This is a genomic window from Enterobacter cloacae complex sp. P27C (assembly GCF_014895705.1).
Classification (GTDB): Bacteria; Pseudomonadota; Gammaproteobacteria; order Enterobacterales; family Enterobacteriaceae; genus Enterobacter; species Enterobacter bugandensis.
Map to the genome: position 1 here is coordinate 18,856 of NZ_JADBQB010000014.1, position 16,282 is coordinate 35,137.

Sequence of the window (16,282 nt, forward strand, 5' to 3'; positions counted from 1 at the left end):
GTTGTTAACCTGGTGTCTATATTTACCTTTGCGCTAACTCATTGGTACGGAGAATGCCATGACTGAAAAAACCGGATTTGCACCTGCTGCGGCTCCGCATGCTTCAACTATCGTCTCAACCTCAGAAGAGGCCATTACGGCAGGCGAGACCTCCATCCCCTCTCAGGGGGAAAATATGCCTGCATATCACGCGCGGCCAAAGTCAGCAGACGGCCCGCTGCCCATCGTGATTGTGGTTCAGGAGATTTTCGGCGTTCACGAACATATTCGCGACCTCTGCCGCCGCCTGGCGCTGGAGGGTTATCTGGCCGTTGCGCCAGAGCTCTACTTCCGTCAGGGCGATCCGAATGACTACAGTGATATCCCGACGCTGTTCAGCAACCTGGTCAGCAAAGTGCCGGACGCGCAGGTGCTGGCAGACCTCGACCACGTCGCCAGCTGGGCGGCGCGCAACGGCGGCGACCCGCACCGCTTAATGGTCACCGGTTTCTGCTGGGGTGGACGCATTAGCTGGCTGTATGCCGCGCATAACCCGCAGCTGAAAGCCGCCGTTGCCTGGTACGGCAAACTGGTGGGCGAAAAGACGCTGAACTCACCGAAGCATCCGGTTGATATCGCTACCGATCTCAATGCCCCGGTGTTAGGGCTATATGGTGGCCAGGATACCGGCATTCCGCTTGATACCGTCGAGACGATGCGCCACGCGCTGCGGGCGGCGAACGCGAAGGCCGAAATCGTGGTGTATCCCGATGCCGGACACGCGTTTAATGCCGATTATCGTCCGAGCTATCACGCGGAATCCGCGAAAGATGGCTGGCAGAGAATGCTGGCATGGTTTAGCCAGTACGGTGGGAAGAAAGCATAAAAAAAGCCCGGTGGCGACTGCGCCTTACCGGGCCTGCGTGTCATCAAGCCTGACGCAAATTCTGCGCCGCCTTCACCATGTTGGCGAGCGCCGCACGCGTCTCCGGCCAGCCGCGGGTTTTCAGGCCGCAGTCCGGGTTTACCCACAGGCGTTCCGCCGGGATGCGCTGAGCGGCTTTTTTAAGCAGCGCCTCAATCCACTCCACGCTCGGCACGTTCGGAGAGTGAATGTCGTACACGCCCGGCCCAATTTCGTTCGGGTAGTCGAACTCTTCAAACGACTCCAGCAGCTCCATGTCTGAACGCGAGGTCTCGATGGTGATCACGTCTGCATCCAGCGCGGCAATCGAATCCATGATGTCATTAAATTCGCAGTAACACATATGGGTGTGGATCTGGGTGTCGTCCTTCGCCACTGCGGCGTTGATGCGGAATGCTTCCACGCCCCACTGCAGGTAAGCATCCCAGTCGCTGCGGCGCAGCGGCAAACCTTCGCGCAGCGCCGGTTCGTCAATCTGGATGATGCCAATCCCCGCCGCCTCCAGATCCGCCACTTCATCACGCAGCGCCAGCGCGATCTGTTTGGCGATGGTTTCACGGGTCACGTCTTCGCGCGGGAACGACCAGCAGAGAATGGTCACCGGGCCGGTCAGCATGCCTTTTACCGGCTTGTCGGTCAGGGACTGGGCGTACTTCGCCCACTCCACCGTGATCGGTTCCGGACGGCTGACGTCGCCAATGACCACCGGCGGCTTCACGCAGCGGGAGCCGTAGCTCTGCACCCAGCCGTTCTGGGTAAAGACGAAGCCGTCCAGGTGCTCACCGAAATATTCCACCATGTCGTTACGCTCGGCTTCACCGTGCACCAGCACGTCCAGCCCGAGGCGTTCCTGCTCGATAATCGCCTGCTTAATGTGTTCCGCAATGCCGGTGCGGTAATGATTCGCGTCCAGATTGCCCTTTTTGAAGTCCAGACGCAGGCCGCGGATCTCGGTAGTTTGCGGGAATGAACCGATGGTCGTGGTCGGCCACGCGGGAAGATTGAAGCGGGCGCGCTGGGCTTCGGCACGTACCTCGTACGGGCTCTGACGCTGGCTGTCCCGGGCGGTGATGGCCGCCAGACGTTTTTCCACCGCCGGGTTGTGCACGCGAGCCGAGTGACGACGCGCCTGAATCGGTGCGCTCCAGTCGGTAATCGCCGCCGTATCGCCGCTGTTGAGCGCGTCGCGCAGCAGTGCCAGCTCTTCACATTTTTGCAGGGCGAAGGCAAACCAGCTCTTCACTTCAGGGTCGAGACGGGTCTCCACGCTCAGATCGATCGGACTGTGCAGCAGCGAGCAGGATGAAGCCACCCACAGCTCGCGTTTACCGACGATGTCTTTAATTTGGGCGTATTTCTCGCTCAGATCGGCGCGCCAGACGTTACGGCCGTTGACCAGACCGGCGGAGAGCAACCACTCCTCAGGCAGGCGCTCGTGCAGCTCTGCGACATCGTCCTTACCGTGAACCAGGTCAACGTGCAGGCCCTGAACCGGCAGCGCGGTGATAGTGTCGAGGTTTGGCGTCACGCCCTCGAAATAGGTGGTCAGCAGCAGCTTCACCTGGCCGGTGAGCGCGTCATACGCCGGTTTGAAGGCATCGAGCCACTCCTGCGGCAGCTCCAGCACCAGCGCGGGTTCGTCGATTTGCACCCACTGAATGCCGCGCTTGCCCAGCTCAATCAGCACCTGCTTATAGACCGGCAGAATATCGTTCAGCAGGCTGAGGCGGTCAAATTGTTCGCCCTTCACTTTACCCAGCCACAGGTAGGTTACCGGCCCCAGCAATACGGGCTTCACCTGGTGGCCCAGCGCCAGCGCTTCATCCACTTCGTCCAGAAGCTGCGTCCAGGTCAGCGTAAACTGCTGACCTTTGACGAATTCCGGCACCATATAGTGATAGTTGGTGTTAAACCACTTGGTCATTTCCGCCGCTGCCGCTGGCTCACCCGTTGGCGCGCGGCCACGGCCGATGCGGAACAGGGTGTCGATATCCACCGATCCATCTTTGTTCTGATGACGAGCCGGCACGTTGCCCAGCAGCAGGCTGGTCGTCAGAACATGGTCGTACCAGGCGAAATCGCCCACCGGCAGCAGGTCAATGCCCGCCTGTTTTTGCTGATCCCAGTGACGGGCGCGCAGCTCCCGCCCCACCGCCAGGAGTTCTTCACGGGAGGCGTTGCCCGCCCAGTAGCTTTCTTGCGCTTTTTTCAGCTCGCGACGCAGGCCAACGCGAGGAAAACCGAGAGTGTGAGTGCGGATTGTCATGGTATGCCCCTTGTCAAATTTGTTATTTAGACGTCCAGATGTTTACACATCTATAATTGGCAGGTACTGTATATTCCTCAAGCGCAAAATGTTCATGGCGGAGTGAAGGACTTTCATGATCGAGATTAAACACCTGAAAACGCTACAAGCGTTGCGGAACTGCGGTTCGCTCGCGGCGGCGGCGGCCACGCTGCACCAGACCCAGTCCGCCCTTTCTCACCAGTTCAGCGATCTGGAACAACGCCTCGGATTTCGTCTTTTTGTGCGTAAGAGCCAGCCTTTGCGCTTTACGCCGCAGGGTGAAATTCTTCTTCAACTGGCGAATCAGGTACTGCCGCAGATCGCCAGCGCGCTGCAGGCGTGTAACGAGCCGCAGCAGACCAAACTGCGGATCGCCATTGAGTGCCACAGCTGTATTCAATGGCTGACCCCCGCGCTTGAGAACTTTCGCCAGAAGTGGCCGCAGGTGGAGATGGACTTTAAATCCGGCGTGACGTTCGACCCGCAGCCCTCGCTCCAGCAGGGCGAGCTGGATCTGGTGATGACGTCCGACATCCTGCCGCGCAGCGGCCTGCACTATTCGCCGATGTTTGATTTTGAGGTGCGTCTGGTGCTGGCGCCGGACCATCCGCTGGCAGCCAAAACGCGCATCACGCCGGAAGATCTGGCGACAGAAACGCTGCTGATTTACCCGGTTCAGCGCAGCCGCCTGGATATCTGGCGTCACTTCCTGCAGCCGGCAGGCATCAGCCCGCAGCTGAAAAGCGTGGATAACACCCTGCTGCTGATCCAGATGGTGGCGGCCAGCATGGGTATCGCGGCGCTGCCGCACTGGGTGGTGGAGAGCTTTGAACGCCAGGGTCTGGTAGTCACCAAAACCCTGGGAGAAGGACTGTGGAGCCGGCTGTACGCCGCCGTGCGCGATGGCGAGCAGCGTCAGCCGGTTACGGAGGCGTTTATTCGCTCAGCGCGGAACCACGCGTGCGACCATCTTCCGTTTGTGCGGAGCGCGGAGCGACCCAGCGGCGATGGACCCACAGTGAAGCCAGGATCACCGCCCCCCCAATAAGGAAGCTCGGCCAGTGCGGCTGTTCCTGCCAGATGGCAAGGTTCACCAGCAGCCCCGCCGGGACGTGCACGTTGTTCATGATCCCCAGCGTACCGGCGTCTACCTGCGTAGCGCCGTAGTTCCACATAAAGTACCCCAGCCCCGACGCCACCACGCCCAGCCAGACCAGAACGCTCCACTGCACGGTAGTGGTCGGCAGCTTTTGCGGGTTGCCGAGCATAAACCACGCCGCCACCGCGACGATCGCCGCGCCCATATAGAACCACGCAAACGCGTTGTGCTGCGGCATCGGGCGGGTTTCCATCAGGCGTTTGTAGCCCACCATACCAATGGCAAAGCTGATGTTGGCAAGCTGGACGAACATCAGCCCTGTCCAGAAGTGATCGCTAACTTTGTCGTAGCGAATGATCGCCGCGCCAATAACCGCCAGCGCGGCGCTTAGCAGATATCCCCAGCGCAGGCGGCGCCTGCTGAGCAGATCGTAAATCAGCGTGATATAGAGCGGCGTCAGCACGGTAAAGAGCAGGAATTCGGAGACGGACAGGTAGACGTAAGCCCGGAAGCTGAACAGATACATGATGCCAAGCTGCATCGCCCCCACCAGCATGTACAGCAGAATGGTTTTCAGCGATTGCCCGCGCGTGCGCAGGAACGGCAGGAACACCAGCGCCGCCAGCCCCACGCGCATCAGCACCGAGAAGTAACTGTCGACCGAACCGGCAAGGTATTCGCCAATCAGGCTAAAGGAGAAGGCCCACAGGATAGTGGTGATAATGAGTAGCGCCACAATGCTTGTCTCTCAGAAAGAAGGACAGGCATTGTAGCGAACTCTTTAGTTGACAACTGAACAATAAACAACCGAATGAAGATTATTCAAGGAACAGTTTGCGCAGGTATTTCGGTACCGCGTTGTCTGCGTTGGTGCCGATGACTTCCAGCTCCGGATGCAGATCCTTCAGGCGCTGGTGCGCGTTTTCCATGATGCAGCCTTTGCCCGCCATAGAGAGCATCTCGGCGTCATTCATGCCGTCGCCAAAGGCGATACAGTCTTTAAGCGCGAAGCCCAGACGTTTCGCAACCGCTTCGAGCGCGTGACCTTTAGAAACGCCGCCCGCCATCACTTCCAGACAGGTCAGGGTGGAGAAGCTCACGTTGACGCGATCGCCCCAGCGGGCGTTGATCGCCTGCTCAAGCGGCAGCAGCTCTTCGTGGCTGTCGCAGGTGAAGAACACCTTGCTGATCCCCTCTGGATCCAGCAGGCCCGGCTCATACAGGGAGTAGTTGAATACCGCTTCCTTGAAGAAACGCATTTCATCCGGGCGGTGGCGGTTCATGAACCATTCGTCGTCACGGTATACGTTGGTGACGATAGCCGGATTGTTATGCACCACGCCGAAGAGATCGGCAGCAATATCGCGATCCAGGTTATGGGTGAAGATCAGGTTGCCGTCGGTATCATGCACGCGCGCACCGTTGGAGGTGATCATGTACGACTTGATCTCCAGATTATCGCGGATCTGCCCCACGTCCACGTGGTGGCGGCCGGTAGCGAACACAAAATTCACGCCACGGGCGGTCAGAAGCTTTAAGGTCTCTTTCGCATAAGGCGACAGGGTGTGGTCGGGGGAAAGCAGCGTGCCATCTAAATCAGATGCAACAACCTGGTACATAGGAAAATTTAACCTCAATAGAAAATCAGTTATGCCGGTCGAAAAACTCGACGATGGCGTTAAGCGCGACTGAGCGCATAGCGTCCTTTTCAAAAAGGATCTCATGGTACGCGCCGTTGATGACCAGCGGTTTACCCCCTTCACAAGGGTGACCGGCGGCAGCGCGCAGTTCACAATAGCGGTCATGCATGCGGTTATCCACCACACGCTCTTCCTCCGCCTGAATCAGAAGCGTCGGCGTGTCATCATCGCCTACGCCTGCCAGCACCTGCTCACCGGCCAGAATACCCTCACGCACCCAGTGCCAGGTCGGGCCGCCGACGCGCAAGCGCGGTTCATCGGCATAAAAGCGCAGGTTGCGGCGATAGCGCTGCCGACTGTGGGTTAAGACGTTGATGGCGAACGGCAATGCGCGCCAGCGTCCGGTTCCGATGGCATAGCCTTCACGAATGCGCTGATGGCCCTCAGCCCAGTCGAGAAGATGGCGCACCATCCAGTCGGGAAAACGAATGACAATACCGTACATCGGCGCGGTGAGCGCAATGGCGTCGCACTGGTGCTCATACCGCTGCAAAAACAGCGTCGAAATGGCGCCGCCCATGGAGTGCGCAAGGATGTACCGCTTGCGCCAGGGGCCGGGCTGAACTTCCTGCTGCCAGAACGCGGCAAAATCGTCGACATAATCGCTGAAGTGATCCACATGCCCGCGGTGCGTATCCGGCAGCATGCGCCCGGACAGCCCCTGCCCACGGTGGTCGATGATCAGCACGTCAAACCCCATGTTGACCAGGTCGTAGGCCAGTTCGGCATATTTAACGTAACTTTCGATACGCCCGGGGCAGACCACGATCACCCGGTCATTTTTTTCATTGCGGAAGCGAACGAAGCGCACCGGGATGCCACCGACGCCCGTAAACTCGTCTTCCTCACGCTGCCGCCAGAAATCGGTCAGCGGCCCCATTGAGAAAGCAGCAAACGCGTTTTCTCGTGTTTCCCAGTCCTTTTTCTGCTGAAACATTGGGTTTCCACTCACGTAATCCAGGGAATATCGTTTTTTTTCGTCACTGGTCACAAAATGACTCAACAATAGCGTATTGTGGCATAAAAATAGACGGTTCGGGAGCTTCAAATGACCTTCGAGTGGTGGTTCGCCTACCTGCTGACATCCATTATCCTTAGCCTTTCACCTGGCTCTGGCGCCATTAACACTATGACCACCTCCATCAACCACGGCTATCGCGGTGCGGCGGCGTCCATTGCCGGTTTACAGACCGGGCTCGGCATTCATATTGTGCTGGTGGGGATTGGTCTGGGGACGCTGTTCTCTCGTTCGGTGCTGGCGTTTGAAGTGCTGAAGTGGGCCGGTGCGGCGTATCTGATTTGGCTCGGTATCCAGCAGTGGCGCGCGGCAGGCTCGATTGACCTGAATACGCTCTCCAGGAAGCAAACGCGCGGCCATCTGTTTAAGCGCGCGGTGTTCGTGAACCTGACGAACCCGAAAAGCATCGTGTTCCTCGCCGCGCTGTTCCCGCAGTTTATCGTGCCACATCAGCCCCAGGTGATGCAGTACGTGGTGCTGGGAGCGACCACCATCATCGTCGATATCATCGTGATGATTGGTTACGCGACGCTGGCGCAGCGGATTGCGGCGTGGATTAAAGGGCCTAAACAGATGAAGGCCCTGAATAAAGTCTTTGGTTCGCTGTTTATGCTGGTTGGCGCGCTGCTTGCGTCAGCGCGTCATGCTTAGCGAGAAATGATGAGATGAATGCCGAAGCCGGCGAACAGCGCGCCGGCAAAGCCGTCGATCCACTTCGCGATGCGCTGATAGCCGCGGCGCATCGCCGGTAAGGCGAACAGGCTGGCAACAATAGTGAACCAGGCGAACGTCTCAACAACGATCAGCAGGAAGATCCCCCAGCGCGCGCCTGCGCCGACGCTGTCACCCACAAACAGCGAGAACACGGATCCGAAATAGATAATCGCTTTCGGGTTTGCCAGGTTAGTCAGGAGCCCTTTTACAAAGCTGCGGCCGCCCGTTGCCAGCTCTACCTTTGGCTCTTCCGGTTTTTTCTCTTCTTTCTTCAGCGCCCCGCGCAGCATCTGGTAGCCCATCCAGCACAGGTACAGCCCGCCGCCAACCATAATGATGTTATGCAGCCACGCCATCTTCGCCAGGATCAGGTTCAGACCGAGCAGCGCGACCGCCGCCCAGACCATAACGCCCATGGTAATACCGAGCACGCCCATCATCGCTTCTTTGCGGGAGCGGCTGACGGCAGTTTGCGACACGAAGAAAAAGTCTGGTCCAGGGCTCATCAGCGCAACGATGTGCACTAACGCCACGGTGAGAAATAGCATTAACATAATTAGCTCGCGGGGAAATAATTCAGTGAGTCATCATCCTGGCACTTTTTCGCCCGTCTGACTACTCCTCATCATCACCATCGGCGTGAGAGCGGATAAGCGCCATAAACTCTTTACCAAAGCGCTCCAGCTTGCGCGTGCCGACGCCGTTGACGCTGAGCATCTCGCTGGCGCTGAGCGGCATCTGCTCGGCCATCTCAATCAGGGTCGCGTCGTTGAACACCACGTAAGGCGGGATGTTCTCTTCGTCAGCGATAGCTTTACGCAGCTTGCGCAGTTTGGCAAACAGCTTGCGGTCATAGTTACCGCCGTAGGATTTCTGCATCACGCGCGGCTTGAGGGCAACCACGCGCGGCACGGCGAGCTTGAGCTCAACATCACCGCGCAGCACCGGACGCGCTGCTTCGGTCAACTGTAGCGCGGAGTGCTGGGCAATGTTCTGTGTGGCAAAGCCGAGGTGGATCAGCTGACGAATAATGCTGACCCAGTGCTCGTGGCTCTGGTCTTTACCGATGCCGTAAACCGGCAGCTTGTCGTGGCCCATGTCGCGGATACGCTGGTTATTGGCACCGCGCAGTACTTCCACCACGTAGCCCATCCCGAAGCGTTGATTCACGCGGTAAATGGTCGAGAGCGCTTTGCGCGCGTCCATCAGGCCATCGTACTGCTTTGGCGGATCGAGGCAGATATCGCAGTTGCCGCACGGCTCCTGCCGCCCTTCACCAAAGTAGTTGAGCAGCACCAGACGGCGGCAGGTTTGCGCTTCAGCGAAGGCACCCATCGCGTTGAGCTTGTGGCGCTCAATGTCCTGGAGTTGTCCCTGCGGCTTCTCTTCCAGACAGCGGCGCAGCCACGCCATATCGGCCGGATCGTAAAACAGCATCGCTTCCGCAGGCAGGCCGTCACGGCCGGCGCGGCCGGTCTCCTGATAGTAGGATTCGATATTGCGCGGAATGTCGAAATGCACCACAAAGCGCACGTTGGGCTTGTTGATCCCCATCCCGAACGCCACCGTTGCGACCACGATTTGCAGGTCGTCGCGCTGGAATTTCTCCTGCACGTCGGCGCGGATATGGTTTTCCAGCCCGGCGTGATATGCGGCGGCGCTAAAGCCACGGTTTTGCAGACGCGCGGCGGTGTCTTCCACCTTCGCACGGCTGTTGCAGTAGATGATACCGGACTTGCCACGCTGTTCCTGAACGTAGCGCAGGAGCTGGTCCAGCGGCTTGAATTTTTCCATCAGCATGTAGCGGATGTTCGGGCGGTCGAAGCTGCTGACCTGAATATACGGGTCGTTCAGCCCCAGCAGGCGAACGATATCCAGACGCGTGGTGTCGTCCGCCGTGGCGGTAAGCGCCATAAACGGCAGCTCGGGGAAGCGCTGACGCAGCTGGCCGAGGGCAGCGTATTCCGGACGGAAATCGTGTCCCCACTGGGAGATACAGTGCGCTTCATCCACCGCCAGCAGGACCGGGTTCCAGTGCGCGAGATGGTCGAGGAAGTTATCGAGCATCAGGCGCTCTGGCGCGATATACAGCAGGCGGATCTGCCCGGTGCGGCACCCGGCCATCACCTCTTGCTGCTGCTCGCGGGTTTGCGTCGAGTTCAGGCAGGCCGCCGCCACGCCGTTGGCGAGCAGCTGGTCAACCTGGTCTTTCATCAGGGAAATGAGAGGCGATACCACGACCGTCAGGCCGTTAAGCACCAGCGCGGGCACCTGATAACAGAGGGATTTACCGCCGCCGGTCGGCATCACCACCAGGCAATCGCGGCCTTCCAGCACCGCTTCAATGATGGTTTCCTGGCCGGGGCGGAACTGCTGGTAGCCAAAGGTTTCATGCAAAACCTGTTTAGCCAGCGACTCCTGATTCAATACTTCCGCCTGCGCCACGTTAACCCCATTTGCGAAAAATAAAACAGGCGCTATTTTCAGCGCCTGAGAGAGAAACTTCAACGTTTAACGCAAAAACATTCGAGCAGCCTAGAGAATATCGTTCAGCATTACGCCCACGCCAACGCGAGTCTGGTTGAAGTTGTAGTCGATCAGCGATTCGCCGTAGCCGCTATACACCTGGGTATAGAGACGCACGTGCTTCGTCACCGGGTAGCTCAGACCGAGCTCCGCACCGCCGTAGCCGGTGTTCCAGTTGTACTGCCCCTTCGCGCTCAGCACGGCTTCACCTAACTGGTAGCCAACTTTGAGCTGGTAGTAGCCCATATATTTGGTGATATCCGGGTTGTCATCGGTGCTGCCGAGCACATACCACGGCTTCACTTCCACCATCCAGTTACCGTTCTGCGCCATCAGGCGCGTATAGGCGCGGTTCCAGCTACGGGAGGTTGGATCGGAACGTCCGTTAGAATCATGGTTAAAGCCCACTTCGACGTCGCGCAGCGTCCAGCCAGCAAATTCATAATCCGTTGCGAAGCCGAGGAAAAGCTGCGGCTCATAGTTGGTTTCACGGAACGGTGAAGATTCGCCGCTGTTGGAGAGCTGCCACCAGGATTTCTGCGTATAAGACGCGCCGAGCACCGAGTTTGGCCCCAGAATACCGCGCCAGAACGGGAACGCGAGGCTAAGCTGGAACTTCACCTCATCCTTACGCGCATTATCAGACCAGTTATAGGAGCTTATCGCTTCTTTGTTGAGATCGCTGGTTTGGGTATAAATCACGTAGTTCGTGTCATACGGGTAGAGCGTGAACGGATTGTCATGCTCCTGCAGCATATTGGCGATAATGCTGCCCTTAACGGCAGGTTTATCATGGACTTCTTTAATCGTCGCTTCCTGCGCATATGCTGTGAGGGGCAGCGCAACCGCCGCCAGTAACCAGGCCAGATACGTCCGCATCGGTGGTGTTCTCCTGCAAAGAGTAAAATTACCTGAATAGTTATGAGGCGAACATTCTACAGACTTCTGCGATAACTGCTGCATCCTCGTTTCTGAAAGTGGAATTCCTTATTGCTGAAGCATAAAATCAACATTTCATTAACAATAAGGATGTAATGCCTCATGTCAGCCATGCTTACCGCCGAAGAAGTGTTAAAACTCGTGGGCGAGATTTTTGTTTACCACATGCCGTTTAACCGTGCACTGGGTCTTGAGCTGGAGCGTTATGAGAAAGAGTTTGCCCAGCTGAGTTTCAACAACCAGCCGATGATGGTGGGTAACTGGGCGCAAAGTATTCTGCACGGCGGGGTGATTGCCTCCGCGCTGGACGTGGCGGCAGGCCTGGTCTGCGTGGGCAGTACGCTGACGCGCCATGACACCATCAACGAAGATGAACTCCGCCAGCGTCTGGCGCGCATGGGCACCATTGATTTACGCGTCGACTATCTTCGCCCGGGGCGCGGAAACCGCTTTACCTGCACCAGCAGCCTGCTGCGTGCCGGGAACAAAGTTGCCGTTGCCCGCGTTGAGCTGCATAACGAGGAGCAGGTTTATATCGCCAGCGCAACCGCCACTTATATGGTGGGTTGAGGCGGCAAATTCGGGTAAAATTGATTCACTTTTTTGTCACGGATTTTCCCGATGGATGCTAAACAGACGCGGCAGGGCGTTTTACTCGCCCTTGCCGCTTATTTTATTTGGGGTATCGCCCCGGCGTACTTCAAATTTATCGCCTATGTTCCGGCCGACGAGATCCTCACTCACCGCGTCATCTGGTCGTTTTTCTTCATGATCGCGCTGATGAGCATCAGCCGTCAGTGGTCCGGCGTTAAAACGCTGCTGCAAACCCCTAAAAAGGTCTTCCTGCTGGCGCTTTCTGCGGTGCTGATCGGCGGCAACTGGCTGCTGTTTATCTGGGCGGTAAATAACCACCACATGCTCGAAGCGAGCCTGGGGTACTTCATTAACCCGCTGGTGAATATCGTGCTGGGGATGATTTTCCTCGGCGAACGCTTCCGCCGGATGCAGTGGGTGGCGGTGATTCTGGCCTTCTGCGGCGTGCTGGTGCAGCTGTGGACGTTTGGCTCGCTGCCGGTTATCGCCCTCGGTCTGGCGTTCAGCTTTGCTTTTTACGGCCTGGTACGTAAGAAAATCGCGGTGGAAGCGCAAACCGGGATGCTGTTTGAAACCCTGTGGCTGCTGCCGGTGGCGGCGATCTATCTGTTCGGTATCGCCGACAGCGCCACCAGCCATATGGGCAGCAACCCGTGGTCGCTGAACCTGATGCTGATGGCGGCGGGCGTAGTGACCACCATTCCGCTGCTGTGCTTCACCGGTGCGGCAACGCGCCTGCGCCTCTCCACGCTGGGCTTCTTCCAGTACATTGGCCCGACGCTGATGTTCCTGCTGGCGGTGGTGTTTTACGGCGAAGTGCCGGGTGCGGATAAGATGGTGACCTTTGCCTTTATCTGGGTGGCGCTGGCGATTTTCGTCGCCGATGCGATTTATACCCAGCGCAGAACCCGCAGAGGAATGTAGGTGTTTTGTAGGGCGGGTAAGCGCAGCGCCACCCGCCAGATTTTACAGCCAGTTCCGACGCTTAAAGTACAGATACGGTGCCAGCCCGGCGAGGATCATAAAGATAATCGCCCCCGGGTAGCCAAAGCTCCACTTCAGCTCCGGCATAAACTCGAAGTTCATCCCGTAGCTGGACGCCACCAGCGTCGGCGGCAGGAACACCACGGACACTACCGAGAAGATCTTGATGATGCGGTTCTGCTCGATGTTGATAAAGCCCATCGCCGCCTGCATCAGGAAGTTCACCTTCTGGAACAGAGATTCGTTGTGCGGCAGCAGAGATTCGATATCGCGTAAGATCTCACGCGCCTGCTCCAGCTGACCGCCCGGCAGACGCGCCTTGCGCACCAGGAAGTTCAGCGCGCGCTGGGTATCCATCAGACACAAACGCACCTTCCAGCCGATATCTTCCAGCTCTGCCAGCGTCGAAAGCGCTTCGTCGTACTCATCCCCCTGATGGCCTTCCATGATCACGCGGCTCAGCTTTTCCAGATCGCTGTAGATGTTTTCAATTTCGTCCGCCAGCTGTTCAATTTTAGTTTCGAACAGATCGAGCAGCAGCTCGTAAGCGTTGCCGTCCACCATCGCCTGGCTGCGGGCGCGCATGCGGTAGAGACGGAATGCCGGCAGTTCGCGTTCACGCAGAGTAAACAGACGACCGTCGCGAATGGTAAACGCCACGGTGGAGTTGCCCGCGTGATCTTCCGCATCTTCAAAGAAGAAGAAGGAGTGAATGTGCAGGCCGTCTTCATCTTCAAAGAAACGCGCGGAGGCTTCGATGTCTTCCAGTTCCGGGCGGGTTGCCAGGCTTTGCCCCAGCTCAGATTGTACGCGAAGGCGTTCATCGTCGTCCGGCTCGACCAGATCCACCCATACGGCATCAATGAGGGGCTGTGACTCTTCGGCTTCAAGCCGAGTCAGTCGGTTATTTTCGAGTTGAAATGCGCTCAACATGACCGGGACTCCCAATGCAAAAAATATCGGACAGTTCGGTGGGCACACAGAAACAAATTGGGTTTCAGACCATTAAACAGCCTGACTCAGCGCGACGGGAATAATGCAGTCGCTGACAACCACTAAGGCCATCAGCATGAGGAGATAGCCTTAGGAGTTGTTCCTGGATGACAGGGAATTGAGCCAGTATCTACTGGGTGTGTCCAAGGCGAATGTCCTCTTAGCGTAATCGTGCGCGCATGTTACGCCAGCTATAACTGTGGCGTCAACACGCAACGGAACGCTGAAGGGCATTAATTGACCTTCACTGTATAAGGCTAGCAGATTATTGCAAAATAATGATATTTTTCTGAATGTTAGACTGTTTCCAGCTTCGCGTAGGCCGCCACCAGCCATTTGATCCCCTGCCCCTGGAACGCCACCTGCAGGCGGCTGTGCTCGCCGCTGCCTTCCAGATTCACAATAGTACCTTCGCCAAACTTCGAATGGCGCACACGCTGCCCCAGCTTGTAGCCGGTGTCGGTTTCAGAGATCGGCGAGCCCATGCGCGGATGGCTAACCGGACGGCTGATGCTGGCGCGCAGACGCACCTCTTCCACGCACTCTTCCGGCAGTTCGCCGATAAAGCGCGACGGACGGTGATAGACCTCTTTGCCGTACAGGCGGCGGGTTTCAGCGTAGGTTAGCGTCAGCTTCTGCATCGCTCGCGTCACGCCCACGTAGGCCAGACGACGTTCTTCTTCCAGACGCCCGCCTTCATCCAGCGACATCTGGCTTGGGAACATGCCCTCTTCCATGCCGACGATAAACACCTGCGGGAACTCCAGACCTTTGGCGGAGTGCAGGGTCATCAGTTGAACCGCGTCCTGCCAGGTGTCCGCCTGCCCTTCACCCGCTTCCAGCGCGGCGTGGGAGAGGAACGCCTGCAGCGGCATCAGGTCTTCGTCTTCTTCGTTGTAGCTGAACTGGCGCGTTGCCGTGACCAGTTCCTCTAAGTTCTCAATACGGGTCTGCCCCTTTTCGCCTTTTTCCTGCTCGTACATGGTACGCAGCCCGGAGTCTTTAATCACCCGGTCGGTCTGCACGTGCAGCGGCATGTCGGCGGTTTCCTGCGCCAGGGCATCAATTAATTCCAGGAAGCGCTGGAGAGCGCTGGCGGCGCGTCCGGCGAGGGCTTTTTCCTGCAGCAGCTCGCGGCACGCCTGCCACAGCGTCAGCTGGCGATCGCGCGAGGCCTGGCGCACCACGTCCAGCGTACGGTCGCCAATCCCGCGGGTCGGCGTGTTCACCACGCGCTCAAACGCCGCGTCGTCGTTGCGGTTGGCGATCAGGCGCAGATACGAAAGCGCATCTTTGATTTCCTGACGTTCGAAGAAGCGCATGCCGCCGTAAATGCGGTACGGCATGCTCACCTGCAGCAGCGCCTCTTCCAGCACGCGCGACTGGGCGTTGCTGCGATAGAGAATGGCGCACTGCTCCAGCGCGCCGCCGTTGTCCTGCCAGGTTTTGATGCGGTTCACCACGAAGCGCGCTTCGTCGAGCTCGTTGAAGGCGCAGTAAATCGAGATCGGTTCGCCGTCGACGCCGTCGGTCCACAGCTTTTTGCCCAGACGCCCGTTGTTGTTCTCAATCAGGGCGTTGGCCGCGCTCAGGATGTTGCTGGTTGAGCGATAGTTCTGCTCCAGACGGATGGTTTCCGCGCCGGGAAAATCGTTGAGGAAGCGCTGGATGTTCTCCACCTGCGCGCCGCGCCAGCCGTAGATCGACTGGTCATCATCGCCCACGATCATCACCTTGCCGGTATCTCCGGCCAGCAGGCGGATCCACGCGTACTGGATGTTGTTGGTATCCTGGAATTCGTCAACCAGGATGTTGGTGAAGCGTTCGCGGTAGTGCTGCAGGATATGCGGTTTGTTGAGCCACAGCTCGTGGGCGCGCAGCAGCAGCTCGGCGAAATCCACCAGGCCGGCGCGGTCGCACGCTTCCTGATAGGCCTTATAGACGTTCTGCCAGGTCTGCTCGACCGGGTTACCGAAGCTCTGGATGTGGTGCGGACGCAGCCCTTCATCTTTCTGACCGTTGATATACCACATCGCCTGACGCGGTGGCCACTGCTTCTCGTCGAGGTTCATCGCCTTGATCAGGCGCTTCAGCAGACGGAGCTGATCTTCGCTGTCGAGGATCTGGAAATCCTGCGGCAGGTTAGCGTCCATATGGTGCGCGCGCAGCAGACGGTGCGCCAGGCCGTGGAAGGTGCCAACCCACATGCCGCCCTGGCTGGTGCCCATCAGCTGGGCGATACGGTGACGCATCTCCGCCGCCGCCTTGTTGGTAAACGTCACGGCCATAATCGAGTACGGTGAGCAGTTTTCCACGCTCTGCAGCCAGGCGATACGGTGAACCAGCACGCGTGTCTTACCACTCCCCGCCCCAGCCAGAACCAGCAGGTTGGTGCGCGAGGCGGCAACCGCGTCACGCTGTTTGTCATTAAGGCTGTCGAGCAGGTAAGAAACGTCCATTGGCACCGTCACGTCATGTCGGGCAGGCAAATGTTTCCACTCGCCAAAACCCTGTTAATTTATAC

The 16,282-nt window shown here is 58.1% G+C and carries 15 protein-coding genes; 5 read left to right on the forward strand and 10 right to left on the reverse strand.

Annotation, left to right across the window (positions count from 1 at the left end; translation table 11 throughout):
* Window positions 1-58 precede the first annotated feature (58 nt).
* Window positions 59-865 (forward strand): dienelactone hydrolase family protein, encoded by an 807-nt coding sequence (locus IM291_RS20455; protein ID WP_047366706.1) that lies wholly within the window; start codon window positions 59-61, stop codon window positions 863-865.
* 43 nt (window positions 866-908) lie between these two features.
* Here the strand turns inward: IM291_RS20455 and metE are convergent, their stop codons facing one another.
* Window positions 909-3,170 carry a 5-methyltetrahydropteroyltriglutamate--homocysteine S-methyltransferase gene (gene metE / locus IM291_RS20460; protein WP_048998618.1) on the reverse strand — a complete coding sequence of 754 codons (2,262 nt, stop codon included), beginning with the start codon at window positions 3,168-3,170 and terminating at the stop codon, window positions 909-911.
* Between the two features lie 115 nt (window positions 3,171-3,285).
* On the opposite strand from metE, the gene metR reads away from it, so the two are divergent.
* Window positions 3,286-4,239, forward strand: a complete 954-nt coding sequence (metR, locus tag IM291_RS20465) for an HTH-type transcriptional regulator MetR (protein ID WP_028014783.1) — start codon at window positions 3,286-3,288, stop codon at window positions 4,237-4,239.
* On the opposite strand, the gene IM291_RS20470 is transcribed toward metR, so the two are convergent.
* The 3 genes from IM291_RS20470 to pldB form a co-directional block, all read right to left on the reverse strand.
* A complete protein-coding gene (locus IM291_RS20470; RefSeq protein WP_032644934.1) occupies window positions 4,127-5,026 on the reverse strand; it encodes a carboxylate/amino acid/amine transporter in 900 nt (299 codons plus the stop codon). The two genes, metR and IM291_RS20470, sit on opposite strands and share 113 nt — an antisense overlap.
* An 82-nt stretch (window positions 5,027-5,108) precedes the next feature.
* Complete coding sequence (gene yigL / locus IM291_RS20475) at window positions 5,109-5,909, reverse strand: sugar/pyridoxal phosphate phosphatase YigL (RefSeq protein ID WP_028014784.1); 801 nt, start codon at window positions 5,907-5,909, stop codon at window positions 5,109-5,111.
* A gap of 25 nt (window positions 5,910-5,934) precedes the next feature.
* Window positions 5,935-6,927: a lysophospholipase L2 gene (gene pldB, locus IM291_RS20480; protein ID WP_041911835.1), complete on the reverse strand. Its 993-nt coding sequence runs from the start codon at window positions 6,925-6,927 to the stop codon at window positions 5,935-5,937.
* 111 nt (window positions 6,928-7,038) lie between these two features.
* Between pldB and rhtB the strand changes: the two genes are divergently transcribed.
* Entirely contained in the window at window positions 7,039-7,659 is a 621-nt protein-coding gene (gene rhtB, locus IM291_RS20485) for a homoserine/homoserine lactone efflux protein (protein WP_192987568.1), read from the forward strand.
* Here rhtB and rhtC read toward each other — a convergent pair.
* The 3 genes from rhtC to pldA all read right to left on the reverse strand — a co-directional run bounded on the left by rhtC (window position 7,656) and on the right by pldA (window position 11,127).
* A complete protein-coding gene (gene rhtC / locus IM291_RS20490; protein ID WP_010426287.1) occupies window positions 7,656-8,276 on the reverse strand; it encodes a threonine export protein RhtC in 621 nt (206 codons plus the stop codon). The two genes, rhtB and rhtC, sit on opposite strands and share 4 nt — an antisense overlap.
* 61 nt (window positions 8,277-8,337) lie before the next feature.
* Window positions 8,338-10,167, reverse strand: coding sequence for an ATP-dependent DNA helicase RecQ (recQ, locus tag IM291_RS20495; RefSeq protein ID WP_192987569.1), 1,830 nt, complete (start codon window positions 10,165-10,167; stop codon window positions 8,338-8,340).
* Window positions 10,168-10,257: 90 nt separating this feature from the next.
* Window positions 10,258-11,127 (reverse strand): phospholipase A, encoded by an 870-nt coding sequence (gene pldA, locus IM291_RS20500; RefSeq protein ID WP_047362648.1) that lies wholly within the window; start codon window positions 11,125-11,127, stop codon window positions 10,258-10,260.
* 162 nt (window positions 11,128-11,289) lie between these two features.
* On the opposite strand from pldA, the gene yigI reads away from it, so the two are divergent.
* Window positions 11,290-11,757 carry an acyl-CoA thioesterase YigI gene (yigI, locus tag IM291_RS20505; protein WP_028014789.1) on the forward strand — a complete coding sequence of 156 codons (468 nt, stop codon included), beginning with the start codon at window positions 11,290-11,292 and terminating at the stop codon, window positions 11,755-11,757.
* Window positions 11,758-11,808: 51 nt separating this feature from the next.
* Window positions 11,809-12,705 (forward strand): EamA family transporter RarD, encoded by an 897-nt coding sequence (gene rarD / locus IM291_RS20510; RefSeq protein ID WP_048959726.1) that lies wholly within the window; start codon window positions 11,809-11,811, stop codon window positions 12,703-12,705.
* Window positions 12,706-12,747: 42 nt separating this feature from the next.
* Here the strand turns inward: rarD and corA are convergent, their stop codons facing one another.
* The 3 genes from corA to uvrD form a co-directional block, all read right to left on the reverse strand.
* Window positions 12,748-13,698, reverse strand: a complete 951-nt coding sequence (corA, locus tag IM291_RS20515; protein ID WP_008501540.1) for a magnesium/cobalt transporter CorA — start codon at window positions 13,696-13,698, stop codon at window positions 12,748-12,750.
* A 150-nt stretch (window positions 13,699-13,848) separates the two neighbouring features.
* Window positions 13,849-13,905, reverse strand: coding sequence for a YsgD/CorL family protein (gene ysgD, locus IM291_RS22005; protein WP_212743980.1), 57 nt, complete (start codon window positions 13,903-13,905; stop codon window positions 13,849-13,851).
* A gap of 149 nt (window positions 13,906-14,054) precedes the next feature.
* Window positions 14,055-16,217 carry a DNA helicase II gene (gene uvrD / locus IM291_RS20520; RefSeq protein ID WP_045631335.1) on the reverse strand — a complete coding sequence of 721 codons (2,163 nt, stop codon included), beginning with the start codon at window positions 16,215-16,217 and terminating at the stop codon, window positions 14,055-14,057.
* Window positions 16,218-16,282 lie beyond the last annotated feature (65 nt).